This window comes from Pseudomonas sp. RL_15y_Pfl2_60, assembly GCF_963970595.1.
GTDB lineage: Bacteria > Pseudomonadota > Gammaproteobacteria > Pseudomonadales > Pseudomonadaceae > Aquipseudomonas.
The window spans coordinates 298,918-325,627 of record NZ_CAXAOE010000005.1; the positions used below are offsets into that span (position 1 = coordinate 298,918).

Genomic DNA, 26,710 nt, shown 5'->3' on the forward strand with positions numbered 1-26,710 from the left:
GTAGGGCGGGCAACGCGAAGCTTGTCCGCCGTGGGGGATCGGAACATCAACAACCACGGATGGCGACGAAAGGTGTCTTGTTCCTTAGGCGTAAAAACCGGTTTATTTCGGTTTAGGCACCAACGCCGGCAATAGCGTGCGTGAAACAGCTTCACGCACCGCCGGTAATAGTGTCGCGCTGCCGCCGAGCAACTCTTCAACCACACGGCGTAACGCCACTGCCCGGTCAGGGCTCAAACCACTTACGGCTTGTGCGCAGGCTTGCTCGGCGCTTGCGCCTGATGGGATCGCCAAGCCAATTGCATTGAGGCGTTCGCGCAGGTCTTCCTGGTCGATCAGGTCAGCGTGCATCATGATTAATCTCCTGTGCTGGCGGCTTAACGCAGCACGCCTTCATCCAGTAATAACTTGAAGATAGCCTCGGCGGCCTCGGTTGGCGAGCAGTCTTTAAGCACCTGGCCGCCACCGCCTGATGCCTTGGCCGTGGCGGCTTTCATCCGTTCGGCGCCAGTTTTGGCCTTGATGACTTTGAGTCGTTTAGGTCGCGGCCGCGCAGGCTGTAATTGACCCTCTTTAAACAACTGATCCGGGCAGACATTGGCGGCTTTTACTGTCAGCTCGCCACGCCGTGCGGGGCCGAAAGCACTTTGCCTGGCAAGCGGCGCGGCGTTGTCGACGCTGGCGATAAAGGGCATCTGGACCTGAAGGCGTCGGCGTTGGCCGCGAGGCAGTGCTTGTAATACATGGGCAACGCCCTGGTCGATGTGCTCAACCTCGGCCAGCCCCACCACAATTGGCCAACCGAGCTGCTCGGCCAGCAGATAGGGAAGCATGCCCGAGCCCTCGCCGGTTTCAGCTTGGCTGCCGGTCAGAATGAGTTGGGCATCGCTGTCGAGTAAGTAATCGCTGAGCGCATGGAGTACATCGGCTTGCGGCGGCTGCTCAAGTACATGAAGTTGTTGGATGCCCATGCCCAAGTAGCTTCGCAAGGCTTCTTGTTGCGCGTCGCCAGCATGCACCACTTGCATGGCCTCGCCGGCGAGGCGCAAGCCAAGTTCGACTGCGCGGGCATCTTGTTCAGCGCGCCGGGGCCTGCCGGAGGTCGGATGGGCGCCGATTGAAACCAGCGCCACAACATTGAGCGCTGGTGCGTCTAGGGAGCTAGGCTGCATCGCGAATGCCTCCTTGGCGATGGGCTTCAATGCGGGCAATCAGTGCTTGAAGGATTGCCGCTGAGTCGCCAATGACCGATAAATCAGCGCGTTTAACCATATCGCAGTTGGCGTCCATGTTCACCGCGACCACCTTGTCGCAAGCGCCAATTCCTTGCAGGTGCTGGATGGCGCCTGAAATCCCAACGGCCAGATAGACCCGCGCCGTGACCCAGGTTCCGGTCGCGCCTACTTGCCGATTGCGCGGCATAAAACCGTCATCGACGGCCACCCGTGATGCACCTTCGGTGGCGCCCAGGGTTTCTGCCGCCTGGTGAAAGAGTGACCAGTCTTTAACGCCGTTACCGCCAGACAAGATGAACTCAGCCTCAGCCATTGGAATCAATGCTGGATCAACAGCCACCGCGCCAAGGTCCTTGATGCGTGAGCGACTTGGGTTGATCGCGTCTTGTAGCTGCATGGGTTGCGCCTGATGACGGGTTTCACTGATCGGTTCTGCGCATTCTGCCGAGGCCAGAATCAAGCGCGGTGCCGGGCGTTGCAGGTCCTCCCGACCAGCCCCGGCGCGACCGATGCTTTGCTCATTGGCTACTTGCCAAACACGGGTTGCCGGACGCTCTGACAATCTTGCGGCCAGCCTGCGGCCTAGCTCACCGCCGCCATTGCGGCTGTCAGGCAGTAGCCAGTGGCGCGGTGCAAGCTGGTTTTCAACCCGCGACAATGCCTGCACGCGCTGTTCTGGTGAATAGCCATCAAACACCGCGTCAGTGAAGTGCACAATACGGTCGACGCCTGCGGTGTCGAACCCGCTCTCCTTGTGTTCGGCGAAGACAATCGCAACCACGGCGCCTTCTGTGCCCGCCAGCTTATGGGCAAGGCCCAGCAGGTCCTTGTCGTGGCTGCTCAGGCGACCGCCGACCATGTCCGGCACCACGCAGATATAGAATGCCGGTTGCTCGACAATATGCAGCGGCAACTGCACCACGCTTGGTGCGCTGCTGCGTTTGCCGCTGCTGGTTTGCTGCGCGCCCGAGCGGTCGATGCGCTTGATTCCATTAGGGCCAATGAAGCCAACGGCATGGGGATTTTTGCGGGTTACGCCAGCCGCGCTGAGCCAACTGGCGACGCTAGTTTGCAGGCTGCTGTGCAGTGGGTGCAGGCGATTGCGCGCTATCCACTCGGCACGCGGGTCGCGGCGAATAATGTCACTCATACGGCCTCCACTGCTTCGCGTTGGGCAGGGCGAGTGGCTGTTGTTTCGATTAATACTTCGGCAACCAGCTCGGCGATATCTTTGACTTGCGGGCGAGGTTCAACCACCCCTTCAAGCATGGCGGTGCATTGCGGGCAGCCTACCGCGACGATTTCAGCGCCGGTTTCCTTGATATCGACCATGCGCATGTCTGGAATCCGCTGTTTGCCCGGAATATCAGTGATCGGTGCACCGCCTCCACCACCGCAGCAGCGTGAACGGAAGCCCGAGCGTTGCATCTCCTTGACCTCGATACCAATCGCTTTAAGCACGCTGCGCGGCGCCTCGTATTCACCGTTGTAGCGCCCGAGGTAGCAAGGGTCGTGATAGGTCACCGAGGCGCCCTTGTGTTGGCCCAGCTTGAGCTTTGCGCTGCTGATCAGTTGCTCGATATAAGTGCTGTGATGCAGCACGTTGTAATCACCCCCAAAGGCGCCGTATTCGTTTTTCAGCACATGAAAGCTGTGCGGGTCCGCGCTGACGATGGTGTTGAAACGGTATTGCGCCAAGGTGCTGATATTGCGTTTGGCCAGTTGTTGGAAAGTCGCTTCATCACCCAGGCGACGCGCCACATCGCCGCTGTCGCGTTCTTCCAGCCCGAGTACGGCGAAGTCGACATTGGCGGCTTTAAGCACTTTGACCAGTGCACGCAAGGTGCGTTGATTGCGCATGTCGAAGGCGCCGTCACCGACCCAGAACAACACATCGGCCTGCTGCTTGTCGCGCATCAAGGGTAAGTCCAGGTCTGCCGCCCAGTTCAAGCGTCCACCGGGTGCGAAGCCGCCGGGATTGTCGGTGGCAATCAGGTTTTCCAAAACTTCCGCGCCTTTATTGGGCGTGGCGCCTCTTTCCAGGGTCAGGTGGCGGCGCATATCGACGATGGCATCGACGTGCTCGATCATCATCGGGCATTCTTCAACGCAGGCGCGACAGGTAGTGCAAGACCACAGCGTTTCGGCATCAACCAGCGCCTTGCCGTCCAGCGAGACAATGGGCAAGTGCGGGCCACCGCTGTGTTCACCGATGTTCTTGCCCGGATAGGGCGAGCCGGCAAACTTGGCGTCAGTGCCACCGGCTAGGCCAACGACCATGTCTTGAATGAGTTTTTTCGGATTCAGCGGCTGGCCAGCGGCAAAGGCCGGGCATGCGGCTTCACATTTACCGCATTGCACGCAGGCATCAAAACCGAGTAACTGGTTCCAGGTGAAATCGCTGGGTTTCTCAACACCAAGGGGCGCTTGCGGGTCATCCAGATCAAGCGCTTTCAGGCCAGTGGAACGGCCACCGCCAAAACGTTCGGCGCGCCGGTGCCAAGCCAGATGCAGCGCACCGGCAAAGGCGTGCTTCATCGGCCCGCCCCAGGTCATGCCGAAGAACAATTCGCTGACGCCCCAGGCAATACCTACCAGCAATACGACAGCCAGCAGCCAGCCGCCAAAACCAGCAGGCAGAATCCCGGCCACCGGCAACGTGGCAATAAACAGGCTGGCGGAAAACACCAGCAGGCTTTTCGGCAGACGCATCCACGGCCCTTTTGACAGCCGCGCCGGTGGGTTGAGGCGGCGCTTGGCGACGAACACTGCACCGATAAACATCAACGCAGTCGCAGTCAAAAGGGTGAAGCCCAAAATCCGGTTATGCAGGCCAAAGCCATGCACCAGAATTGCTAGCACAGCGGCCAGCACGAAGCCGCCAGCCGTTGCGACGTGGGTGTTGGCGATATATTTATCGCGCGCCACAACGTGGTGCAGATCAACCATATAGCGGCGCGGCATGGCCAGCAGCCCGCCAAGCCAGTCAACCTGCGCAGCTCTGCCGCGGCGCCACATGGCAAAGCGTTTCAGCGCACCGATCACGGCCAGCGCCAGTGCGGCAAATAGCAGAATCGGCAAAACGGTATGCAACATCATCGGGTCTCCTTGGCGGGACCGCAAAACCTGAAGTGAGACGGCCAAGCGCCAACTCACCAGCTTGTATTCTTCAGCAAAGGCTTGCTGCCTTTGCTCTTAGCCATCAGCCATTCACGTGAGTGCGCTGAGCAAGGTGAACAACGCCGCGCAGCGCTCCCAGGGGCCGATCAAAAGTCTTTACACAGCCTAAGGGCGTCGTAGATGGCTGCATGGGTATTACGCTGGGCTACGCAGTCGCCGATACGAAACAGCAAGTAGCCATCGCCGCTCTCGCTCAGGCAAGGCTGCGGTTGAATGGCGAATAGTGCTTCGACGTCGATCTGGCCTTTGTTGCGCGAGCCGTCCTTGAGTGCGTAGTACAGGCGCTCGTCGGGGCGCACGCCGTTCTCGACAACCACTTGGTCGATCACTCGCTCTTCATGGGCGCCGGTGTATTCGTTCTCCAGCACCGCGACCAGCTTGTCACCTTCGCGATAGACCTTTTCCAGCATCAGGTCGCCGGTCATGATCACTTCCTTGGGGTACATGCTGCGGTAGTAAGTAGGGAACGATGTGCCACCAATGGCGACGCCGGGCTTGATATCGTCGGTGACGATTTCGACCTGCGCGCCTTTGTCAGCGAGGAAATCAGCCACTGACATTCCGGTGAATTCGCAAATGGTGTCGTAGACCAACACGTTCTTACCAGGCGCGACCTTGCCATCGAGAATGTCCCAACTGCTGACGATCAAGCCTTCTTCCGCGCCCCATTGCGGGTTTTGCTCGATAAAGGGGTGACCGCCGTTGGCCAGCACCACAATGTCTGGGCGTAAGTCGAGAATCGTTGCTTCATCGGCGCCTGTTCCGAGGCGCAGGTCTACATTCAATCGTGCCAGTTCGAGCTGGAACCAACGGGTGATACCAGCAATCTGGTCACGCTGCGGGGCTTTGGATGCCGTGGTGATTTGCCCGCCGAGTTGGTCTTTCTTCTCGAACAGGGTCACATCATGGCCGCGCTCTGCCGCGACGCGCGCGGCTTCCATCCCGGCTGGGCCACCGCCGACCACCACCACTTTGCGTTTGACCCCGCTGGTTTTCTCGATGATATGCGGCACGCCCATGTATTCACGGGAGGTGGCGGCGTTTTGAATGCACAGCACATCCAGGCCTTGATACTGGCGGTCAATGCAGTAGTTGGCGCCGACACACTGCTTGATCTGGTCAACCTGGCCCATCTTGATCTTGGCGATCAGGTGCGGGTCAGCGATGTGCGCGCGGGTCATGCCGACCATGTCGACATAGCCGCCTTCAAGAATACGCGTGGCCTGGTTGGGATCCTTGATGTTCTGTGCGTGAAGCACCGGAACCTTGACCACTTCCTTGATGCCCGCTGCCAGATGCAAGAAGGGCTCTGGCGGGTAGCTCATGTTGGGAATCACGTTGGCCAGGGTGTTGTGCGTGTCGCAGCCCGAGCCGACCACGCCGATAAAGTCGAGCATGCCGGTGTCGTCGTAATACTTGGCGATTTGCTTCATGTCTTCGTGGGTGAGACCGTCCGGGTGAAATTCGTCACCGCACAAACGGATGCCCACGCAAAAGTCATCGCCGACTTCCGCACGCACCGCTTTAAGCACTTCCAGGCCAAAGCGCATGCGCTTCTCAAAAGTGCCGCCCCATTCGTCTTCACGCTTGTTGACCCGTGGCGACCAGAATTGGTCGATCATGTGCTGGTGCACCGCTGACAATTCGACGCCATCGAGCCCGCCTGCCTTGGCGCGGCGTGCAGCCTGGGCGTAGTTGCCGATCACCCGCCAGATTTCCTCGGGTTCAATTGTCTTGCAGGTGGCGCGGTGAACCGGCTCGCGGATGCCCGATGGCGACATCAGCGTTGGCCAATGGTAGCCGTCCCAGCGCGAGCGACGGCCCATGTGGGTAATCTGGATCATGATCTTGGCGCCGTGCTTGTGCATGGCGTCGGCCAGATTCTGGAAGTGCGGGATGATGCGATCGGTCGACAGGTTGACCGAACTCCACCACTGTTGCGGGCTGTCGATGGCAACGACCGATGATCCACCGCAAATCGCCAGGCCGATACCGCCCTTGGCCTTTTCCTCGTAATACTTGACGTAACGCTCGGTCGTCATGCCGCCGTCGGTGGCGTACACCTCGGCGTGCGCGGTGCTGATTACACGGTTGCGGACAGTCAGTTTGCCGATCTGGATCGGCTGGAACATTGCCTCGAAAGCCATTTCTTACTCCTCAACAGGTGGCGCTTTAAAACGGCTGGGTCAAACAGGTTTAACAATAAAAAGGCCGTGTTCGTGGCCTTCTTCGGATGCGCCGAATTCTTGTTCGGCAACAGTCCGTAGCGGGCTGCCGCTGGCTTCGAGGATCTGGTCCATGGCCCCGGCAAACCAGCCAGTGAACATGTAGTCGACCTTGCGCCCGCACTTGCCATATACATAAACAAATGCCGAATGTTCGAGACGCACCTCGGCGCTGCCTTTCTCAAGATTGATGTGCTCGATCTTGAACAAGCCCCAGCCGCGCTGCGAGAGACGCTTCATGTAGTGCTCGAATACAGCTACGCCTTTCAGGCCGTGACATTCAGCTTCTTTCTCGCACCAGTGCCAGGCAGATTTATAGCCGGCTTTGTAGAGGATTTCGGCATAGGCATCTGCCCCCAAAACCTCTTCGATACCTTTGTGGTTGTTGACGAAGAAATGCCTTGGAACATAGAGCATCGGCAGGGCATCGGTGGTCCAGACCCCGGTTTCATCATCGACTTGGATTGGCATTTCGGGTGCGTGTGTAGACATGTTCAAACTCCAAAAACTAGGTCTGCAAAGCCGGGGCCTTGCCTTTAAAAATGCGTTGGGCATATCCAAGTGGTTCGGGGAGGCCGGGCTATTGGCCCCAAACGTCGGCGAGCACACGAACCCAGTTGTCGCCCATGACCTTGCGCACTACGCGCTCGGGCATGCCGCGCTTGAGCAGCGTCTCGGTGAGGTTGGGGAATTCGCCCACGGTACGGATGCCCAGCGGGTTAACGATCTTGCCGAAGCTGGTCAGGCGGCGTGCGTAGCCTTTGTCGTGGGTCAGCCACTCAAAGAAATCCTGGCCGTGGCCCTGGGTGAAATCGGTGCCAATACCGATGGCGTCTTCACCGACGATGTTCATCACGTATTCGATGGCTTCGGCGTAATCATCGATGGTGGAATCAATGCCTTTGGCGAGGAAGGGCGCAAACATGGTGACCCCGACAAAACCGCCGTGGTCGGCGATGAATTTCAGTTCTTCATCGGATTTGTTGCGTGGGTGATCCTTGAGTCCGCTCGGAAGGCAGTGCGAGTAGCACACGGGCTTTTTCGATTCGAGAATGACTTCTTCGCTGGTCTTGGAGCCTACGTGAGACAGGTCGCACATGATGCCGACGCGATTCATCTCGGCAACGATTTCGCGGCCAAATCCGGAAAGACCGCCGTCACGCTCATAGCAGCCGGTGCCTACCAGATTCTGGGTGTTGTAGCACATCTGCACGATGCCAACGCCAAGCTGCTTGAAGATTTCGACATAGGCAATCTGGTCTTCAAATGCATGGGCATTCTGGAAGCCAAAGATGATCCCGGTTTTGCCTTGCTCCTTCGCCGCGCGGATATCGGCGGTGGTACGCACCGGGATAACCAGGTCGCTGTTCTCGCGGATCAGTTTCTGGCTGGCACCGATGTTGTTTACTGTTGCCTGAAAACCTTCCCAGACCGACACGGTGCAGTTGGCCGCGGTGAGGCCGCCTTTACGCATGTCTTCAAAGAGTTCACGGTTCCATTTTGCGATGATCAGCCCGTCAATAACGATGCTGTCGGCGTGTAATTCGGCTGGGTTCATCAGGCTGTCCCCTCAAGTTGTGACGTCACATCTATTGATGACGCTTTGAGGTGAGCATATCCCCGAGGGGTGAAGTAACCCGATGCAAAAACGACTGAGGGATTGCCGAAAGCGTCAAGCCCAGGTCGCAAACGGACAGGTCATCTGGTGAAAGGATAAAGCGTGTTCCTCTCTAGCCATCGTCACCACGTAGGGTGCGACAACGCGCAGCTTGTCCACCGTTAATCATCCGATCAAAAGGCTATTGGTGTTCGTGGCGGTCTTGGCTGGGGCTGATCTGAAAGCGCTTGCGGTAGCGCCGCGAGAAATAGGAGGAAGACTCAAAACCGCAGGCGAGGGCGACTTCGAGCACGCTCATGTCGCTTTGACGGAGCAATTGCCGGGCTTTATCCAGGCGCAGATTCAGGTAGAAGTTGGCCGGGGTGTCATTTAGGTGCTGGCGAAACAAGCGCTCCAACTGGCGCGGGGTAATCTGCACCAGGTCAGCCAGCTGTCGCGGGGTCAGCGGGTTTTCACTGCGCCGTTCTATCTCGGCGATCACCAGGCTGAGCTTTTTGTTATGCACACCGTAGCGGCTGGTGACTTGCATGCGCTGATGATCTTGCCGTGAGCGAATGCGCCCGAGTACGAACTGTTCAGACACCTTCACCGCCATTGGCTCACCGTGATCGCGAGCAATCAGCGTCAGCATCATGTCAATGGTCGATGTACCGCCAGCCGTGGTGATGCGTTTGCCATCGATTTCGAACAGCTCTTGAGTCACCTTCAGGCTCGGATACCGCTCCTGGAATGCATTGATCGCTTCCCAGTGCAGGGTGATTCGCTGCTTAGCCAGCAACTTGGCCTCGGCCAGGATAAAGCTGCCGGTATCGATAGCGCCGATCACCACGCCTTCGCGATCCAGCCGGTGCAGCCATGCCGACAATGGCTGGCTGTAGCCGCCGAGCGGTTCAAAGCCGCTGATCACAAACACCGTATGCGGCCGGTCGTCGTGATCCAGCGCGCTTTCAACGTTAAGCGACATGCCATTACTGGCTTGCACCGGGCCGCCATCTACGCTGAGCAGGCGCCAGTCATAGAGCTCGTCCTTGAAGCGATTGGCAACGCGCAGCGGCTCAATGGAGGACATCAAGCCCATCATCGAAAACCCCGGTAGCAACAGGAACCAGAAGGTTGTGGGCATTGCGTTGATTTACCTCCAAACGATGTGTTGAAGCGCAGCTCAGCTGCCGTAAAGCAGTTGGCATCCAGGTCGCTATAGTTCCATAAGTAGTCGCTAAAGTGCGCTTTATCCAGCACGGTCTTGGGTATTGTGGCTGCATCGGGCGTTATCAAGTCCGAACACGGAGGGGCCGAAAGGCCTCTACAGAACAAAATCCGGGCCCTGTCGCAGGCTGTTTCGCGGCACACCGAGGCCTTGGATATAAACCGTAAAGTGAGGGAGCAAAACCATGAAACGTCTAAATGTAATCGCCGGTGGCTGTGTACTCGCCCTGTGCAGCTCGTCGTTGTTGGCTGCGGATCAAGCAAGCTGTAAGAACGTGCGTGTCGGTGCAGTCGGTTGGACGGATGTTGTTGCAACCACCGCTGTGGCCTCCACTTTGCTTGAAGGGCTTGGCTATGAAACCAAGCAGACCCAAGCATCGCAGCAGATTATTTTCGCCGGTATCCAGAAAGACCAGATTGATGTGTTCCTCGGCTATTGGAAGCCGATCATGGACGACAATATCCAACCGTTCCTTGAGAAAAAGGCGGTCAAGGTGATGGACACGCCATCGCTCAATGATGCCGTCGCTGCACCTGCTGTGCCGACCTATGCGGCAGACAAAGGCCTGAACACCATGGCCGATATCGTCAAGTTCAAGGATCAGCTCGATGGCAAGATTTACGGGATTGATGCCGGTTCAGGCGCCAACACCGCAATCAAAAAGATGATCGATACCAACCAGTTTGGTCTGGGCGAGTTCAAGCTGATTGAATCCAGCGAGGCAGGCATGCTGGCTGCGGTCAACCGCGCCACGCGCAGCAACAAGCCAATCGTGTTCTTCGGCTGGAAGCCGCACCCAATGAACCTGCAGCACCCAATCACTTACCTGACCGGCACTGAAGATGTGTTTGGCCCGAATGATGGCGCTGCCACGGTTTCGACCGTTACTGCACCGGATTACGCCGAGCGTTGCCCGAATGTGAATCAACTGCTGAGCAACATGCGCTTCACCAGCGAGCAGGAAAGCCAGTTGATGCAGCCGATCATGGACCGTAAAAAGCCAGAAGATGTCGCCCGCGACTGGATAAAGGCTAATCCACAAATCGTCAGCGGCTGGCTCAAAGGCGTCACCACCTTTGACGGCAAACCAGCAGACAGCGTTATTGCCGCGCTGAAGTAACTCAACCCTGAACAACCCCCATGCGCGGCTTGGCCACGTATGGGTTTTTGTTGCCTGAAATTAGGAGTCACAGCCATGAATTATGAAGTCATTGTCACCTGCGCAGTTACCGGTGCTGGCGATACCGTCGGCCGGCACCCGGCAATTCCCGTGACTCCTAAGCAAATTGCCGATGCGGCAATCGAAGCGGCTAAAGCTGGCGCTACGGTTGCCCATTGCCACGTACGTGATCCTGAAACCGGCAAGCCAAGTCGTGATGTCGAGTTGTACCGCGAAGTGGTCGAGCGCATTCGCGAAAGCGATACCGACGTGATTATCAACCTCACTGCCGGTATGGGGGGTGATCTTGAGATTGGTCCGGGCGAGCAGCCGTTGGAATTTGGCGCGGGCACCGATCTGGTCGGTCCGATGGAGCGTCTCAAGCATATTGAAGAATTGCGTCCGGAAATCTGCACCCTGGATTGCGGCACCCTAAATTTTGGTGATGGCGACTACATCTATGTCTCCACACCCGCGCAGCTGCGTGCTGGCGCTAAACGCATTACCGAGCTGGGCGTTAAAGCCGAGCTGGAAATCTTTGACACCGGCCACCTCTGGTTCGCCAAGCAAATGCTGAAAGAAGGCTTGCTTGAAGATCCGCTGTTCCAGCTTTGCCTGGGCATCCCGTGGGGCGCTCCGGCAGACACCGTGAGCATGAAAGCCATGGTCGATAACTTGCCCGCAGGCGCGACCTGGGCCGGCTTTGGTATCGGTCGTACGCAAATGCCAATGGCAGCGCAAGCCATGTTGTTGGGCGGTCATGTCCGCGTTGGGCTTGAGGACAACATTTGGCTGGATCGCGGCGTCCACGCCACCAACGGTCAATTGGTCGAGCGGGTGATCGAAATCATCCAGCGCCTGGGCGGCCGCGCACTGACCCCGGCTGAGGGCCGCGAAAAGATGAAGCTCAAAGCCGTATAACCACGTTTGCCAGGCCGCTGGCCCTTGCGATTTGAAGGAAGCGATATGAAATTTGTGACTGAAGTAAAAACCTTCGCGGCCATTTGTACCGGTGTTATCGGCAGTGGCTGGGTGGCGCGGGCATTGGCCCACGGCCTCGACGTAGTGGCCTGGGACCCAGCGCCGGGTGCTGAAGCTGCATTGCGTCAGCGTGTAGCCAATGCCTGGCCAGCACTTGAGCAGCAAGGCTTGGCGCCCGGCGCCGCTCAGGAGCGCTTGCGCTTTGCCCAGAGCATTGAAGACTGTGTACGCGACGCGGATTTTATTCAGGAAAGCGCCCCAGAAGTGCTGGCGCTGAAGCTCGATCTGCACGCCAGGATCAGCGCTTCGGCACGACCTGATGTACTGATCGGCTCAAGCACCTCGGGGCTCTTGCCCAGCGAGTTCTACGCCAGTTCGCAAAACCCGCAGCGCTGCGTAGTTGGCCATCCGTTCAATCCGGTTTACCTGCTGCCGTTGGTCGAGGTGGTCGGTGGCGAGAAAACCGCGCCCGAGGCGGTACAGGCGGCGATGCAGGTCTATACGGCCATCGGCATGCGTGCGCTGCATGTGCGCAAAGAGGTGCCGGGGTTTATTGCCGACCGCCTGCTCGAAGCCTTGTGGCGTGAAGCGCTGCACTTGGTCAATGATGGTGTGGCCACCACGGGCGAAATCGATGATGCGATTCGCTTCGGTGCGGGCTTGCGTTGGTCGTTCATGGGTACATTCCTGACTTACACTTTGGCCGGTGGCGATGCTGGCATGCGTCACTTCATGAATCAGTTTGGCCCGGCGCTGAAATTGCCCTGGACCTATCTTGAGGCGCCAGAGTTGACTGAAGGCCTGATCGACAGCGTGGTCGAAGGCACAGCGGCGCAGCAAGGCGAGCGCAGCATTGCCGAGCTGGAGCGCTACCGCGATGATTGCCTGATTGCCGTGCAAGAGGCGATCCGGCAAACCAAGGCTAAACACGGTTTTGATTTCGCTGACTAAGGAATCCCTGAAAAACTACTGCGCTAGGTATTACTGCGTTGAAAAGCTGCTCTAAATGCTCATTTAGGGCCACTAAACTGCGCTTTTTCGCACCTTTTCGCCTTGTACTCCCGTCGCTCGCTACCTTTTTCAGAGGATCCCTAAATATGCGCTGCCGGGCGTGGCTCGGCAGCTCATTGTAAGGAGCATGAATGACTCGGTTAACCACTTACCAAACCGAGGTATTGCCTGAGTGGGTTGATTACAATCAGCACCTGCGCGATGCCTTTTACCTGCTGATATTCAGCTATGCGACCGATTCGCTGATGGATCATCTAGGGCTTGATGAGGCGGGCAGGGCGAGTACCGGCCACACCTTGTATACCCTTGAGTGCCACCTCAATTACCTCAACGAGGTGCGTCTTGGAGCGCAGGTTGAAGTGCGTACGCAAATCCTCGCCCATGACCAAAAGCGCTTGCATATTCATCACAGCCTGCACTTGGCGGGAGTTGACGCTGCCTTGGCCGAGAGCGAACAGATGCTGATGAATATCGACGTCAACACCGGGCGTTCAGCGGTATTTGCCGACGCCGTGCAAGCCCGGGTCGATACCTTGGCCGCGGCACATCAACACTTGCCCGCGCCGGTGTATGTCGGCCGGGTCATAGGGTTGCCCAAGCGCTGATAGCCATCCACCCTAGCGGTAAAGGCCATGCGTAGGGTGTGACAACGCGCAGCTTGTTCACCAGAAGTGGTCATATCAGCAAGTTCAGTGTTGCAAATGGCGGACAGAAAAGCGCTGTTCGCCCTACAGTGGAATCGCTGCGTAGGGTGTGACAACGCGAAGCTTGTCCACCGTGCTTCAGCTACCTAGTCGCTGGGGTTGCTGGGTACCAGCGCTGTTAGTCCGTAAACCAACAACGCAATCACCACGAGCAAGCTCAACGACATGCTTGGCTTACTCCGCCGCGACTTGGCGCAACTGGGGGACTGGCTGAGCACCCAGGTTATTGAGCAGGCGCTCGCTGTACCAGTCGATAAAGTTAACCACTGCGAATTCGTAGGTTTTTGAATAGGGACCGGGTTGGTAGGCGCTGGAGTTGATGCCGCGCTGGTTTTCTTCCGCCAGGCGCCGGTCCTGATTGTTGGTTGCATCCCAGACCTGGGTGAGGCGGGCAGGGTCGTAATCAACGCCTTCGACCGCATCCTTGTGTACCAGCCATTTGGTGGTGACCACGGTTTCCTGCGCGCTAATGGGCCATACCGTGAATACGATCAGGTGATCGCCCATGCAGTGGTTCCACGAATGGGGCAGATGCAGGATACGCATGGAGCCAAGCTCCGGGTTTTGAATGCGGCCCATCAGCTTCTGGCAGCCACGCTTGCCATCCATGGTCATCGACTCGGTGCCTTTAAGCAGCGGCATGCGCACGATACGGTTACGCAAGCCAAAGCTGGCGTGGGCATAAGGAATTTTCTCGGCTTCCCATTTGGCAGCCGACTCGGCCACGTGGTCCTTGAACGCCTGATCGGCGCGCGGATCGGTGACGTCATCCCATTCCAGCAGGCTTTTCAGTAGCTCCGGGTGTGCTCCATTGCAGTGATAGCACTCGCGGTTGTTCTCCAATACCAGCTTCCAGTTGGCCTTCTCAACCAGGGTGGTTTGCGCCGCCACCTTGGTGTTTTCCATGTCGTAAGGCTCCATGTAATGAGCCAGGGTTTCGAGAAAGTCGTCGACCGCTGGCGGGGTTTCGGCCAGCGAGATAAAGATATAGCCCCCCGCGGTTTTGCAATTGACCGGCTTGAGGCCGTACTGCTTCATGTCGAAGTCAGCGCCCATTTCAGTGCCCGCGAAAATCAATCGTCCGTCGAGCTCGTAGGTCCACTGATGGTAGTGGCAGACCAGCTTGGCGACTTTGCCTTTGTCGCTGGTGCACAGGCGTGAGCCACGGTGGCGACAGACGTTGTGAAAGGCGTGGACTGCCCCTTCGGCCCCGCGAATCACGATGATCGGGTTGTCACCGATTTGCAGGGTCAGGTAATTGCCCTTGGTGGGAATCTCGCAGGTCATGCCCGCAATCAACCACTCCTTGTGGAAGATCTCCTGCATGTCGATCTGGAACAGCCGTTCGTCGTTGTAAAAGGGTTGCGGCAAAGAGAAGGTTCGCTCGCGGCTGTGCAGCATCTCGGCTGTGGCCTTGCGTGCCGGCTCAAGAGGATCGCCCAGGCTCAGGGTCGAAGTGACGTCCATCATTAGCTCCTCAATGGCGGTTTGGGCCGCCGTAAAAGTGGTTTTAACTGCAATCGCAAGGCGAACCAACGGGTCTGTTTGCGCCAGCCGAATGGCGGGTTGGCTGAATTAAAAATGCGCATTTGAGCGCAGGCCGTCGGTGCGAATATTTGTGTTTCGGCTGAGGGCGAGTGTGGCTGGGCGGGCGTTGTGATCCATATCCATGGGCGACACGGCCGAATCAGTTTCCGACGCGCTATCGCCCGTGGCACAGGGCAGGTCGCGATAAGTATGTGAGTGTCGCTGACAGGTAAATGGCGGCAATCCACGTTAAGCACAATCCGCCCATCTAGGCCGATAACCGGCCGCGCGCGGAGACACGTGCATGAGCACTAATGATTTTTTAAACCCGGTTACCACCCAAACCTGGAGCAACGGCCGGCACTTGGTGCGCTGCGTCAAGGTTATCCAGGAAACCTGGGATGTGCGCACCTTCTGCTTTATGGCGGATCAGCCGGTGCTGTTCTTCTTCAAGCCGGGGCAGTTCGTCACCCTTGAGCTTGAGATTGACGGTGTGCCGATCATGCGCTCCTACACCATCTCCAGCGCGCCATCGGTGCCGTATAGCTTCTCGATCACGATCAAGCGGGTACCGGGCGGCAAGGTATCCAATTGGCTGCATGACAACCTGCAAGAAGGCCAGGATCTGGCCGTGCATGGCCCTGTAGGTAATTTCAACGCCATCGATTTTCCGACCGATAAAGTGCTGTTTCTGAGTGGCGGTGTTGGCATTACTCCGGTGATGTCGATGGCGCGCTGGTTTTACGACACCAATGCCAATGTCGACATGGTGTTTGTGCACAGCGCACGTTCGCCCAAGGACATCATTTACCACCGCGAACTTGAGCACATGGCCGCGCGGATCAATAACTTCAGCCTGCATGTCATCTGCGAGAAACATGGTCTGGGCGAAGCCTGGGCCGGTTATCGCGGCTACCTCAATCAGCCGATGCTGGAATTGATTGCCCCGGATTATCTGGATCGGGAAATTTTCTGCTGCGGGCCGACGCCCTATATGGCGGCGGTCAAGCGTCTGTTGCAAGCCAATGGCTATGACATGCAGCGCTATCACGAAGAGGCCTTTGGTCCAACCCCACCAGAAGTGCGGGCCGAGGTTAAGGAGCTGGCTGCCGAGGCGGCCGATGCCGCTGAAGTGCCAGCAACTGATCTGCGCCAGGTTGAGTTCGTCCTGACCGGCAAGAGCATTCGTGTGGCACCGGGGGAAACGGTGCACTCAGCGGCTGCGCAGTTGGGGCTGCATATCCCCAAGGCTTGCGGCATGGGGATTTGCGGCACCTGCAAAGTGCTTAAGACTTCCGGCGAAGTGAGCATGGAGCACAACGGCGGGATCACCGATGAAGACGTTGCTGAAGGCTATATCCTGTCATGCTGCAGCGTGCCGCAAGGCGATGTGGCGATTGAGTTCTAGGGGAAATCGCCAGCTTATTCCATGCTCCAGCCATGGCTTACGGTCAGCGATTGACCGGTGAGCGCATTGCTGGGGAAGGCGGCAAACAGCAGGGCTACCCGGGCGACATCCTCCAGACTGGTGAATTCACCATCGACGGTGTCCTTGATCATCACATCGCTGATCACCTGCTCCTCACTAATGCCCAGCTCTTTAGCCTGCTCGGGAATTTGCTTGTCAACCAGCGGCGTGCGTACAAAGCCGGGGCAAATCACATTGGCGTGTATGCCGGCCGGGCCTGCTTCTTTGGCCACAGTTTTGGCCAGTCCCAACAAGCCGTGTTTGGCCGTGACATAAGGCGCTTTGAGTTTGGAGGCTTCTTTGGAGTGAACCGAGCCCATATAGATAATGCTGCCGCCACGGCCTTGGGCATACATGTGCTTGAGGCATGCCTTGGTGGTTAGAAAGGCGCCGTCAAGATGGATCGCCAGCATCTTCTTCCAATCGGCATAGCTTAGATCCTGCACCGGTTGAATGATTTGAATACCCGCATTGCTGACCAGGATATCAATGCCGCCAAAGGTCTTTACGGCCAGCTCGACTCCGGCGTTGACTTGGGCTTCATCGGTTACATCCACTTCTACCGCCAAGGTTTGGCCGCGGCTGGCGGAAAGCAGTTCGGCTGTTTGCTGGGCGGCCTTGAAGTCGAGATCAGCAATAACCACATTGGCACCTTCGGCGGCAAAGACTGCAGCGATTTGTTTGCCAATACCGCTGGCAGCTCCCGTAATAAAAGCGACTTTACCTTGCAGTTGCATAGTCTGATTCCTTGCGTTGTAGGCTGTGCTAGCGGCCCGGCTGCCACTCGGGGTAGCGCGGTATCGCACTGTCGTCAGGTGCAAGCCAGGGCTTGTCATGCGAGCACCAGATATGGTGCGCCGGCCTGCTGCCAGGGTCTTCATCCAGCGTTGCCACCCGAACAATGACATGCCCCTGTGCGGGCCTCTGGGCTATGAGTTGAGAGCCGCAAACCGAGCAAAAGTGCCGGAGCTTGCCAGGCGAGGACTCATAAGTGCTGAGTTTGTCTTGGCCCTTCAGCCAGCGAAAATGCTCGCGCAGAACGCCTGCTGTGGTGGCAAATACTGCAGAATGCGCCTTGCGGCATGTGTCGCAGTGGCAATGACCGATGGGCATGTCGAGTTGCTCGACCTGATATTCAATCGCCCCACACAAACAACTTCCACGCATGTTTCACCTCGCACTGATGCCCTGTCTGTCCGCGCCGAATCTACTTGCTCCTAAGCTGCAGCATTGGGGTCGCCGCGCCCGGTGCGCAAGTGTAGAAGTATCGTTTGTTTGGTTAATCTTTGCGCGGAATTCTGGCCTGATCGCTAAAATCCTGTTGCGCCATTTTCTGCGCATATTTTTTTCTGAATTCCTAGCTGTAGCCGCCGCATCCAACATGACACTAGGGCTGGACAGGGATGCGCAAGAAGTTGCGCAGGAGTGCGCAAGAAGCTGCACAGTTTTTGCGGTTTCTAATGTTTTTTTATAGAAATTGGCTTGCTTGTTTTTTATAAGTATTTGTATTTAAAAAGTATTTTTTAGAGTGGCATGCTTGTTGTGTGTTCTTGGTCACCGGATCATTTTTTCGATCCATGACCCAAGGCAAGGAGAGCTTTCATGCCAACACCTGCGTACCTGTCCCTCGAAGGCACAAAACAAGGTTTAATCACTGCCGGCACTTTCACCGAAGATTCGGTCGGTAATATCTTCCAGGAAGGTCACGAAGACCAGATCCTGGTTCAAGGCTTCAACCACCAAGTCATCATTCCACGTGATCCACAGTCGGGCCAACCGACAGGTCAGCGCGTACACAAGCCGCTGATGATCACCAAGGTTTTCGATAAAGCATCGCCACTGATTTTCAACGCACTGACTTCGGGCGAGCGTCTGAACAAGTGCCGCCTGGAATGGTACCGCACCTCCTCGACTGGTACTCAAGAGCACTACTTCACCATCGAGCTGGAAGATGCTGTTGTTGTGGATGTGCAGTCGCGTATGCCGAACTGCCAAGACCCTAACATGTCGCACTTCACTCACCTCGAAGACGTGTACTTCACCTACCGTAAAATCGTTTGGACTCACGAAGTGTCTGGCACTTCCGGTTCGGATGACTGGCGTAGCCCAATCGCTTAATCACGGATTAAACGATTGTGTAAAAGGTTCGGCCAGATTTACTGGCCGAACTTATTTCTGAAGAGGGATCCCCTGAAAAAGGTAGCGAGCGAAGATAGGACAAGGCAAAAAACTGAGAAAAAGCGGAGTTTAGTTGACCTAAATGAGCATTTGATTCGCTTCGCTCACCCCTCCGGGGCCGCACTAAAGTGCGTTCAGCCTAAAGGCTGTGAGCAGTTTTTTAACGCCGTAATATCGAGCGCAGTAGTTTTTCAGATATTCCAAAAGAGGAACAAAGGATGTTCGCCCCCGCCAACCAGACCCACTTCAGCCTGAATATTGACGGCCTTAGCCACGATTTACAGGTGCTCGAATTCACCGGCCGCGAGGCGATCAGCCAGCCTTACGAATTTGAGTTAGAACTGGTCAGCGAGCGTCCGGACCTCGACCTCGAAAGCTTTTTGCATCAGAGCGCATTTCTCGCGCTGTCCCAGGCTGGCAATGGTGTCCATGGCCAGATTTACCGCATCGCCCAGGGCGATTCCGGCAAGCGCCTGACCCGTTATCACATCAGCTTGCGACCCCAGCTTTATTACCTGTCGCAGCGGGTTAACCAGCGCATCTTTCAGAACCTGAGCGTGGCTCAGATCATTAGCCAAGTGCTTGAAGAGCATGGCATTCAGGCCGATGCCTACCAATTTCAACTCGGCTCGATTTACCCCGAGCGCGAGTATTGCGTGCAGTACGACGAGTCCGACCTGCACTTCGTCCAGCGCCTGTGCGAGGAAGAAGGTATTCACTACCACTTTCAGCACAGCGCCCAAGGCCACATGCTGGTGTTTGGCGATGACCAGACACCCTTTCCCAAACTGGAACCAACCGCCTACCAGCAAGACAGTGGCCTGGTCGCCGATAATCCAGTGATCAAGCGTTTTGGCGTGCGCGTGGAAACCCGCACTAGCCGGGTTACGCGCCGCGATTACGACTTTGAAAAGCCGCGCATGACGTTGGAAGCTGCAGTCAAAAGTGAGTTCAAGCCCGACCTTGAAGACTATGACTATCCGGGACGATTTGTTGATCGTGCGCGCGGCAAACACCTCAGCCAGCGGGCGCTGGAGCGTCACCGTCACGATTACCAATTAGCCGAAGGAGAGGGTGATCAAAGCCTGCTGGTCAGCGGTCACTTTCTGGCGTTTACCGATCACCCGCGCGCAGCGTGGAACGACCTTTGGCTGCTGACTGAAGTCCAGCACGAGGGCAAGCAACCGCAAGTGCTGGAAGAGTCGGTCACCAGCGATACCAAAGCCGCTGATGGCTTTGTCCAAGGCTATCGCAATCGCTTTAAAGCCACGCCCTGGACTGTGCCTTTCCGGCCCAGCTTGCAGCATCCCAAACCACGGATTCTCGGCAGCCAGAGCGCTGTCGTGACCGGCCCGGCAGGTGAAGAAATCTACTGCGACCAATACGGCCGGGTGAAGGTTGAGTTTTTCTGGGACCGCGCTGACCTTGCCAGCGACAAAAGCAGCTGCTGGTTGCGCGTCTCTTCAAGCTGGGCCGGTGATGGCTACGGCGCCATCGCCATCCCGCGCATTGGCATGGAAGTGGTGGTCAGTTTTCTTGAAGGCGACCCGGATCAACCGCTGGTAACCGGCTGTTTGCACCACAAAGAAAACCCGGTGCCATACGAGCTGCCCGCCAACAAAACCCGCAGTGTGTTCAAGAGCCTCAGCTCACCGGGCGGCGGTGGTTTCAATGAATTGCGCATCGAAGACAAAAAGGGCGAAGAACAAATCTTCGTCCATGCGCAAAAAAACTGGGACGAAAACGTCGAGCACGACCAGAAGATCCGCATCGGCAACGAACGCAACGACACGGTCGTAGCCAACAGCTACAGCGAATTCAAAGCCGAAGAACACCGCACCACCCGCGCGGATCGCAAGACCGATGTCAAAGCCAGCGACCACATCACTGTGGGCCAAAACCAGCACATCAAGATCGGTACCAGCCAGTTCATCAAGGCCGGTAACGAAATCCACCTGTCCAGCGGACTGAAAGTCGTGCTCGAAGCCGGCAGCGAACTGACCTTCAAAGCCTCCGGCAGCTTTATCAAATTCGACGCCAGCGGCGTCACCCTCGTCGGCCCAAGCATCAAATCCAACAGCGGCGGCAGCCCCGGCAAAGGCAGTGGCGCAGCGCCGTTGCTGCCGGGCAAGGTCAAGGCGGCGGATGCGGATGTGCCTGGTGCACTGCTTAAGCAGCGTTTGCGTGAGGATGTTCCAATCGTAGAGTTGTGTCAGAAACCGGTTGGCGGAACTCCATTGCAGTGCCCGTTGGCTGATTGTCCATGCAGAGCCGCGATGAATGCAGGGGCGAGTGCATGACAGATTCACAAAGTTGGCTGTTGCTGGAATATGCCGATGATCTACCAGAGAGACTCTACCGTCTTGGGGAAAACCCAGATCCATATCGCTTATTCGACGAAACTGAACTGGAACCTTATGCCGAGCAAAGCCCTTTACTGATCAGTGCTGCGCAAAACCCTTCTATTGCCGCTGAATTTTTTGCGCAGCCAAATGATTGGGCGGGTTTAAAGGTCGAAAGTACTCAGTCTTTGCAGGTGGTTTTACGGCACCTGCGCCATATTCTGTTCGTCGGTTTTGAAGGTGAGCGTAAAGGTGTGCTGCGCTACACCAATCCGCGAACAGCGAGTTATTTCTTTCCGTCCCTTGAGTCATCTGAGCTTGCTACATGGCTTGGACCGATATGTTCGCTCTCTTGGTTCGGTGCAACCTGGCGCGAAAGCGCAGTAAATCACCGGCGCTGGTTTAGCCAGGAAAATCCAAGTGCGCAGCAATGGCGAGTACCCGTCACATCTAGCGCTCTATTTTTGGGCAAGGGTCAAACTGAAGCATTGCAACGTCAACAAACTGAGAAATTTCTGTTCCAGTGGTGGCAAAAGCAATCGCAACTTTCTTTCGACCAAGCCTTTGCCTATCTGCAAGAAGGCATGAATAGTGAGTTTTATTCAGCAGATTCGCTGAGCACGTATCTCGATATTCGCACTAGCTACCGAGGTGTAGCAGCACCTGCCATGCTGCCGTCCGGTAGTGATGAAGCTCGTCTGAGCTACCTGGAACAAAGTTTGAAAGGCAATGCGACCGACAAGGAAAGCAACGCATGAGCGCAACTGTATCTTCACTGAGTGCAGGTGCCGCCTGCGAACCTGCCAAGCTAATTGTTCAAGTAGTGGGGAAGGATCACCCGCAAAGTCAGCGCCTTGTTATTTATGATGAGTCAGGTCAAGAACAGCAAGAGTGGCTAACCCAGCAGGACAAACCTGAGTATCAAGAAAGCGCGACATTCAGCAGTGTGTTGCATGTGTGGGATTGGGAGGGGCAACCTAATCGTCACCTGTGGCTAGAGATCGCGGCAAGCGAAGGTGGCCCCATTCGCCTGCCTTTACTTGACGATATGCGGCCAACGCCGCGCCAAGATGAACATCAGTTGCAATGGAATCAAATAGTCCCTGTAGTGCCAATGACAGCATTACCCGGCAGCAAAAGCTTTTATGATTTGGGCACACCAGTTTCGCTGCGTAGCGGTTTTATTTATGTGTTTTATCGCAATGCCCTTTGGCGAGAGCTTGAGGTGCGGATAGAGGATGATAAAACCACTTATCACGATATAAATGTTGAGCGTTACCGGCAAGGTAGTGGATTCAAAAAAGGTGCGCGTAAAGCCACAGGCCAACCTTTAGAAGATATTTGGCTACCTTCGCAGTGGAACAACAGTAGGCAGAATGATCTTCAACTGTGCTTTTCTGAAGTACAACTGAGTGCTGCTCGTCTCAAACGACTGGAGCAAGATGAGGACATACTTCACGCACGCTGTAAAAGCCCAGACTTGCGGGCGTCTCAACGCAGCTTCAAGCGTATGTATGAAGGCCAGGCAAATGGTCAGGACATGCTCGAGGCCTTTGCCGCTTTTGATGTGCGCGACTACGCCAATCAGAGTGCAGTTGGTAAAGCACGAGTCGTAAGGCTTAATCTTGGAGACCATGTGTTTCCGGTAAGTCTGCCTGCACCACAGCGTGCTCGTGAACCCGGCTATGAATGGCTCTTGAATCACCCAGGCCGCTATATTTGCGACCTGTCAGGCCAGTTCCCGGTACAGAGCAAACAGGCGGCACAGGGTTATCTTGATAGCTGCGAACAGAAGACGCCACAACAAGACACACGCCTGCTTGAGCTTGAGGCGTGGCGTACCTGCTTGGCTGATTTGGTTAAGCGTTCGCAACCCGCCACCAGTGACGCAGCTGAAGACGAGCCAGCCCCTTCGCTTTGGGAAGCTCAACCAGCGGCAGCCGATGTATTGAGTGCTGCGCGCGACCGTCAACTCTGTGGTGTGTTGCTCGAAGACCCTATGCACCGCATGCGTCATCTGGCAGCGCGTATAACGGACCTCCAACAAACACTTCCGCTATGTGCTCAGCGCGCTGCACAGCATGCCAATCACGGCAGTGCAGTATTACTCCAGCAATTGGTCGTACCGAGGAGCTTGCAAGGGCAACGCAATCCTCTGCATGCAGCGCTGGAAAAAATTAATGAGCAAGGCAAGCGTGATATCAACTGTTATACCGCGACCCCCGAGCGAATTATGCTTTGGCGTGAGTTGGCCTATATACAGGACAACCTAAGTGATTACTTGGGGCAGAGCGAATTTCAGCAAACCCTTGCCGATCACTTGAGTCTTGACGGGTTTGATTACTTCGCTGCTTTTTATGCTGTTAGCCAATTGTTTGCAGGGCTGGCTGCGAGCCCCGCGCAAATTGACCCGCTCGCAGTCAATACTGATCTGACTGATGCGCTTACGGGTATCAGCTCCTACAGCCCCACAGCCAGCAAAGGTCAGGTGTTCCTCAGTGAGGTGGCAAACAACTCTCAGCACCCTTTGAACGTAATGCTTTGGCCAACTTGTGATCAAGAGTCGTTGTGCGCTCCCTATCAGGCCCCGGCGCAGAAGGAAGAAAACCAAGGTGATGGGCATTTTCGAGCAACTGAACTGGCTCAGTTTGAAACCCAGGATGCTCCAGCAGCCAAGCCGGAAGACACCTTGGACACAAGCGCACTGATTGGCTTGATGGCTGCGGGTAGTTTGAACAGCACACTCACCGCGCAGCTCAAGGCTGGAGCAGGTGCGCTGGTGAGCATCTATGAAGGGCTTCAAGGCGCGATTAATACCGCTCAAGGAGCGGTGGATAACGCCCATGTTGAGGCGCGGTCTACGCAGCGGGATGCTCAAGCCGCGGCACGCAATCATATTCAAGCAAATGAAGCCTATGTCCAACAGCGCGCTGCTCTCGCCAGCAGAGGCCGGCAAGCAAATATGCGCCTACATGGACAGGGGCTTGGGCTAATGCGCAGCACCCTGCCACAAACCTTTGGCGGCGCAATGTTTATACGGCGCGGCAATGTAAATACTCGGGAGTATTATATTTTCGGGCTGGAGGATCTCCCGGAGGTCACGGCTAATCGGTCTGTACGCATGTACGGCCAGTTCCAGGACGCAGAAGGTAATCTTCTGGCCACAACCAATGGCCGACAGGCCGCGCGTGCCGGACTTTCTCAAACCAGCGATCACATGCTGGTGGCGATTGCGCGAACCGATGCAACCGCCAGGATGATTAGCACCCTGAACCAACAGTTCAATCAGGTTAACCAAGCTGCTGCGCAAGCACAGGCGAGCCAAGTGCGTAGCGCGCGTACCGAAGGCGCATTGCAGCAAGCTGTTGACGAGCTTGATGCGCGCAGTGGGTCTGGGTCTTATCGGGTACTCAACTCAACGCCTTTTGCAGTAGGGGTGTTGATGTTGGAGCTTTGGAATGTTCGGGCTGAATTGAATGCATATCAAACAACTGGCGCAGAAAAGGGGACGTGGCGTGCACGAGGAGGAAGCCTGGGAGCAGGACTGGATTTAGTTATTGCGATGGAAGCATTGACTGTGAAGTTTGTGAGTAATCAGTCGATTTTGACTTCAGCGCGTAAAGAGCTATTCCAGATATCAAGAGCTAGTGCAGTTAAGGTGCTGGGACCGAAGTTGGGTGCACAGGTCGTTAAATCATTCACCGCCCGTTTAATAGCTCAATCCTTTGCAGGCCTTATTTTCCTCGGCATAAACCTCTACGACGCTTGGTATGCGTTTCAGTGGGGGGATGATGCCATGTGGGGTTATTTGTTAATGGCGGGCGGGGCGCTGACAGGAGTGGCGGCAACCTTAATTACCGCCTCGCCAGTTCTTGGCCTTACGCCATTAGGCTGGGTTGCTCTGGTCTTGATAGCCTCAGGTGCGGGTGTAGCGTATTGGCTTAGCAGTACGCCTGTTGAGGACTGGATGGCCAATGGTCCTTTTAGCGACAGCGAGAGTGCAAGTACCGCATATTTGCGTGATCCAGAAGAAGCGTTTTACCGCCTACTAGGGCTATTTGCCGGTATCCGCATTCAGGTCAACCAAAACCCGGACTTTGACGCGAGTGCCAAGCTCGATGTCAACGCAGAATTGCCATACCCAATAAGGGCCGCGAATACCGTGGCCCGTATCGAAAGTAACTTACCAGGCTTGGTTGGGCGCTTAGGCAGCCTTAACCTTAAAACCGAATGCCGCATGCGTACCACCACTTCAACTTCAAGCCACGCAGCCTCGGTAGAAAGCTCCTTGGTCGGCCCGCGTGTTGAACCACTGGCCCAGCGCGCTTGGCCTAATGCCTTGGAGCTCTATTTCACTACCCCAGCGGCCCAGCACAGTACGGGAGGGGGCTATTTAAACCGGACTTCATCCAGTCTGGCAGTCAAAGCGCAGTTCGGATTAACTGACGCCAATGGCAAAACTTGGTACTTTCCTGCGCCTACACCCAAAACGCAGGTGCTGGAGAGCGAGGCCAATAGGCAACCAGACTTTAGCGATGACGAGCAATCCTTCTGGGCCAGTGAATAAGTTTGGATACCTTTTAGATAATGACCGATAACACCTATTACGCCAGTACGGCTTATAACCCAGGCAATATCCCTGATCAGCCTGCCTCAATCGAGCGTTCTTGGTTGCGCAAACTTGGGGCGACTCGCTTGCCTTGGGGGCGTACCCAAGATGTGGCGCCTGAACGATTTTTGCAAGATGACTCACCAGAGAATATGCGTTATTGGGAAGAGGTGTTTAGAGAGCGCGAAGAAGAAAAAAAACTGGGCACCTATAAACCAAAGCCATTTGAAGGTGTAGATCTGCATAATACTTTTGATCATGAGCGTTACCGGTATGCTGTTTTATCTAAACGTTCGCACTTTTGGTGGTATCTGTTTGGGGGGGGGCGATTTTCATTTTATCTTTTTTTAGTTTTATCTGTTTTTGTTTATTTTGTAGAGGTTGTCCAAACTAAACAGTCATGGTTGGCAGTTGCTATTGATAGTGCATCTTTTTATGGCCTTCTCCTGGGGACACCACTTTTTTGCTGGGGCCTCGGCTGGTTAGTTCTCAACAAATTCCCCAAACTATGGTTTAAACCTTCTCGCGGCCCAATTTGGGAATTTAATCGGCGAACGGGGTTGGTTACCGTGTTTGACTATGACAACAACGGTGAATATAAAAAGAACGGGGCGATAGGTGAACTCACCGCACCGTTCTACGAGTTCGATGCCTATTTGCGTACCTCGCCAGATCGGCAAGGTTTGCCGATGAACTTTCTGTATATGGCCCACCGTTATCGCGATATCACCATTAACTTTGCCTCGCTTGTTGCGGCCGATCGCACGCCGAATTTGGCTTTTGCGCTCTGGGATTTTTTGCAGAACTACATGGATGTCACTCGGCCTTTGCCAGAGCTGCCATGTTTTGAAGAGTCCAGGCATAAAGACCCGGTGAGTGCTGAGCACGACAAGCAGATTAATCGCCCAGCGCGTTACTGGATCGACATGGACGATGAAACTTTCAATGATCAGCTTAAAGAAATGTCAGGTCGTATCTTCGGTATCGATACCTTGAGTCGCCCCAATATAATGGCGCAGCATGTTGAGTATGCCGACTGATCAAGCTAAAAGAGGCTTTAATTGTCTCTGTGCAGTGAGTCGCTCAGCTTGTACGGGCTATCAAATATATTAAGTTTTTTAAGTAGTATTAAATAAGGGGCAGGCCACGATTAATTCGCTGGGTTTAGAATATAACGTGGTCTGTCCCTTATTGTTCATTCACAGTAAACAGAAAAACAACCCCATCTGGAACAGTTACTCCAGTTGGGGTTATTTATTCAAACTC

At 55.8% G+C, this 26,710-nt stretch carries 21 protein-coding genes; 10 read left to right on the forward strand and 11 right to left on the reverse strand.

Annotation, left to right across the window (positions count from 1 at the left end):
* Window positions 1-102: 102 nt before the first annotated feature.
* The 8 genes from AACY26_RS15625 to AACY26_RS15660 all read right to left on the reverse strand — a co-directional run bounded on the left by AACY26_RS15625 (window position 103) and on the right by AACY26_RS15660 (window position 9,381).
* A complete protein-coding gene (locus tag AACY26_RS15625) occupies window positions 103-354 on the reverse strand; it encodes a hypothetical protein (protein WP_010485833.1) in 252 nt (83 codons plus the stop codon).
* Window positions 355-377: 23 nt separating this feature from the next.
* Window positions 378-1,172 carry an electron transfer flavoprotein subunit beta gene (gene etfB, locus AACY26_RS15630; protein ID WP_339515521.1) on the reverse strand — a complete coding sequence of 265 codons (795 nt, stop codon included), beginning with the start codon at window positions 1,170-1,172 and terminating at the stop codon, window positions 378-380.
* Entirely contained in the window at window positions 1,162-2,385 is a 1,224-nt protein-coding gene (gene etfA, locus AACY26_RS15635) for an electron transfer flavoprotein subunit alpha (protein ID WP_339515522.1), read from the reverse strand. Before etfA ends, etfB begins: the two co-directional genes overlap by 11 nt.
* Window positions 2,382-4,331: a dimethylglycine demethylation protein DgcB gene (gene dgcB / locus AACY26_RS15640; RefSeq protein WP_339515523.1), complete on the reverse strand. Its 1,950-nt coding sequence runs from the start codon at window positions 4,329-4,331 to the stop codon at window positions 2,382-2,384. The genes etfA and dgcB overlap by 4 nt, the downstream gene beginning before the upstream one ends.
* Before the next feature lie 170 nt (window positions 4,332-4,501).
* Window positions 4,502-6,562 (reverse strand): dimethylglycine demethylation protein DgcA, encoded by a 2,061-nt coding sequence (gene dgcA, locus AACY26_RS15645; protein ID WP_339515524.1) that lies wholly within the window; start codon window positions 6,560-6,562, stop codon window positions 4,502-4,504.
* 39 nt (window positions 6,563-6,601) lie between these two features.
* The gene (locus AACY26_RS15650) at window positions 6,602-7,132 is read right to left on the reverse strand and encodes a DUF5943 domain-containing protein (RefSeq protein ID WP_339515525.1); all 531 of its coding nucleotides are present in this window, start codon (window positions 7,130-7,132) and stop codon (window positions 6,602-6,604) included.
* Between the two features lie 88 nt (window positions 7,133-7,220).
* The gene (locus AACY26_RS15655) at window positions 7,221-8,198 is read right to left on the reverse strand and encodes a dipeptidase (protein ID WP_339515526.1); all 978 of its coding nucleotides are present in this window, start codon (window positions 8,196-8,198) and stop codon (window positions 7,221-7,223) included.
* 241 nt (window positions 8,199-8,439) lie between these two features.
* Window positions 8,440-9,381 (reverse strand): GlxA family transcriptional regulator, encoded by a 942-nt coding sequence (locus AACY26_RS15660; protein ID WP_339515527.1) that lies wholly within the window; start codon window positions 9,379-9,381, stop codon window positions 8,440-8,442.
* Window positions 9,382-9,649: 268 nt separating this feature from the next.
* Between AACY26_RS15660 and choX the strand changes: the two genes are divergently transcribed.
* The 4 genes from choX to AACY26_RS15680 all read left to right on the forward strand — a co-directional run bounded on the left by choX (window position 9,650) and on the right by AACY26_RS15680 (window position 13,221).
* Entirely contained in the window at window positions 9,650-10,585 is a 936-nt protein-coding gene (gene choX, locus AACY26_RS15665) for a choline ABC transporter substrate-binding protein (RefSeq protein ID WP_339515528.1), read from the forward strand.
* Window positions 10,586-10,660: 75 nt separating this feature from the next.
* Complete coding sequence (locus AACY26_RS15670; protein ID WP_339515529.1) at window positions 10,661-11,545, forward strand: 3-keto-5-aminohexanoate cleavage protein; 885 nt, start codon at window positions 10,661-10,663, stop codon at window positions 11,543-11,545.
* A 45-nt stretch (window positions 11,546-11,590) separates the two neighbouring features.
* Window positions 11,591-12,556 (forward strand): L-carnitine dehydrogenase, encoded by a 966-nt coding sequence (locus AACY26_RS15675; RefSeq protein WP_339515530.1) that lies wholly within the window; start codon window positions 11,591-11,593, stop codon window positions 12,554-12,556.
* Between the two features lie 191 nt (window positions 12,557-12,747).
* Window positions 12,748-13,221: a thioesterase family protein gene (locus AACY26_RS15680; RefSeq protein WP_339515531.1), complete on the forward strand. Its 474-nt coding sequence runs from the start codon at window positions 12,748-12,750 to the stop codon at window positions 13,219-13,221.
* A gap of 273 nt (window positions 13,222-13,494) precedes the next feature.
* Here AACY26_RS15680 and gbcA read toward each other — a convergent pair whose 3' ends face one another.
* Window positions 13,495-14,787 (reverse strand): glycine-betaine demethylase subunit GbcA, encoded by a 1,293-nt coding sequence (gene gbcA / locus AACY26_RS15685; protein ID WP_339515532.1) that lies wholly within the window; start codon window positions 14,785-14,787, stop codon window positions 13,495-13,497.
* Window positions 14,788-15,151: 364 nt separating this feature from the next.
* Here gbcA and gbcB point away from each other — a divergent pair, with 364 nt between their 5' ends.
* Entirely contained in the window at window positions 15,152-16,255 is a 1,104-nt protein-coding gene (gene gbcB / locus AACY26_RS15690) for a glycine-betaine demethylase subunit GbcB (protein ID WP_339515533.1), read from the forward strand.
* Window positions 16,256-16,269: 14 nt separating this feature from the next.
* Here gbcB and AACY26_RS15695 read toward each other — a convergent pair whose 3' ends face one another.
* Window positions 16,270-17,052, reverse strand: a complete 783-nt coding sequence (locus AACY26_RS15695; RefSeq protein WP_339515534.1) for a 3-hydroxybutyrate dehydrogenase — start codon at window positions 17,050-17,052, stop codon at window positions 16,270-16,272.
* A gap of 28 nt (window positions 17,053-17,080) precedes the next feature.
* A complete protein-coding gene (locus AACY26_RS15700) occupies window positions 17,081-17,482 on the reverse strand; it encodes a GFA family protein (protein ID WP_339515535.1) in 402 nt (133 codons plus the stop codon).
* 435 nt (window positions 17,483-17,917) lie between these two features.
* Between AACY26_RS15700 and AACY26_RS15705 the strand changes: the two genes are divergently transcribed.
* The 5 genes from AACY26_RS15705 to AACY26_RS15725 all read left to right on the forward strand — a co-directional run bounded on the left by AACY26_RS15705 (window position 17,918) and on the right by AACY26_RS15725 (window position 26,484).
* Complete coding sequence (locus AACY26_RS15705; RefSeq protein ID WP_339515536.1) at window positions 17,918-18,433, forward strand: Hcp family type VI secretion system effector; 516 nt, start codon at window positions 17,918-17,920, stop codon at window positions 18,431-18,433.
* A 278-nt stretch (window positions 18,434-18,711) separates the two neighbouring features.
* On the forward strand, window positions 18,712-20,793 hold the full coding sequence (locus tag AACY26_RS15710) for a type VI secretion system Vgr family protein (RefSeq protein ID WP_339515537.1): 2,082 nt from the start codon (window positions 18,712-18,714) through the stop codon (window positions 20,791-20,793).
* Window positions 20,790-21,593: a DUF4123 domain-containing protein gene (locus AACY26_RS15715; RefSeq protein WP_339515538.1), complete on the forward strand. Its 804-nt coding sequence runs from the start codon at window positions 20,790-20,792 to the stop codon at window positions 21,591-21,593. The genes AACY26_RS15710 and AACY26_RS15715 overlap by 4 nt, the downstream gene beginning before the upstream one ends.
* Entirely contained in the window at window positions 21,590-25,402 is a 3,813-nt protein-coding gene (locus tag AACY26_RS15720; protein ID WP_339515539.1) for a hypothetical protein, read from the forward strand. The genes AACY26_RS15715 and AACY26_RS15720 overlap by 4 nt, the downstream gene beginning before the upstream one ends.
* Window positions 25,403-25,422: 20 nt before the next feature.
* A complete protein-coding gene (locus AACY26_RS15725; protein WP_339515540.1) occupies window positions 25,423-26,484 on the forward strand; it encodes a hypothetical protein in 1,062 nt (353 codons plus the stop codon).
* Window positions 26,485-26,710 lie beyond the last annotated feature (226 nt).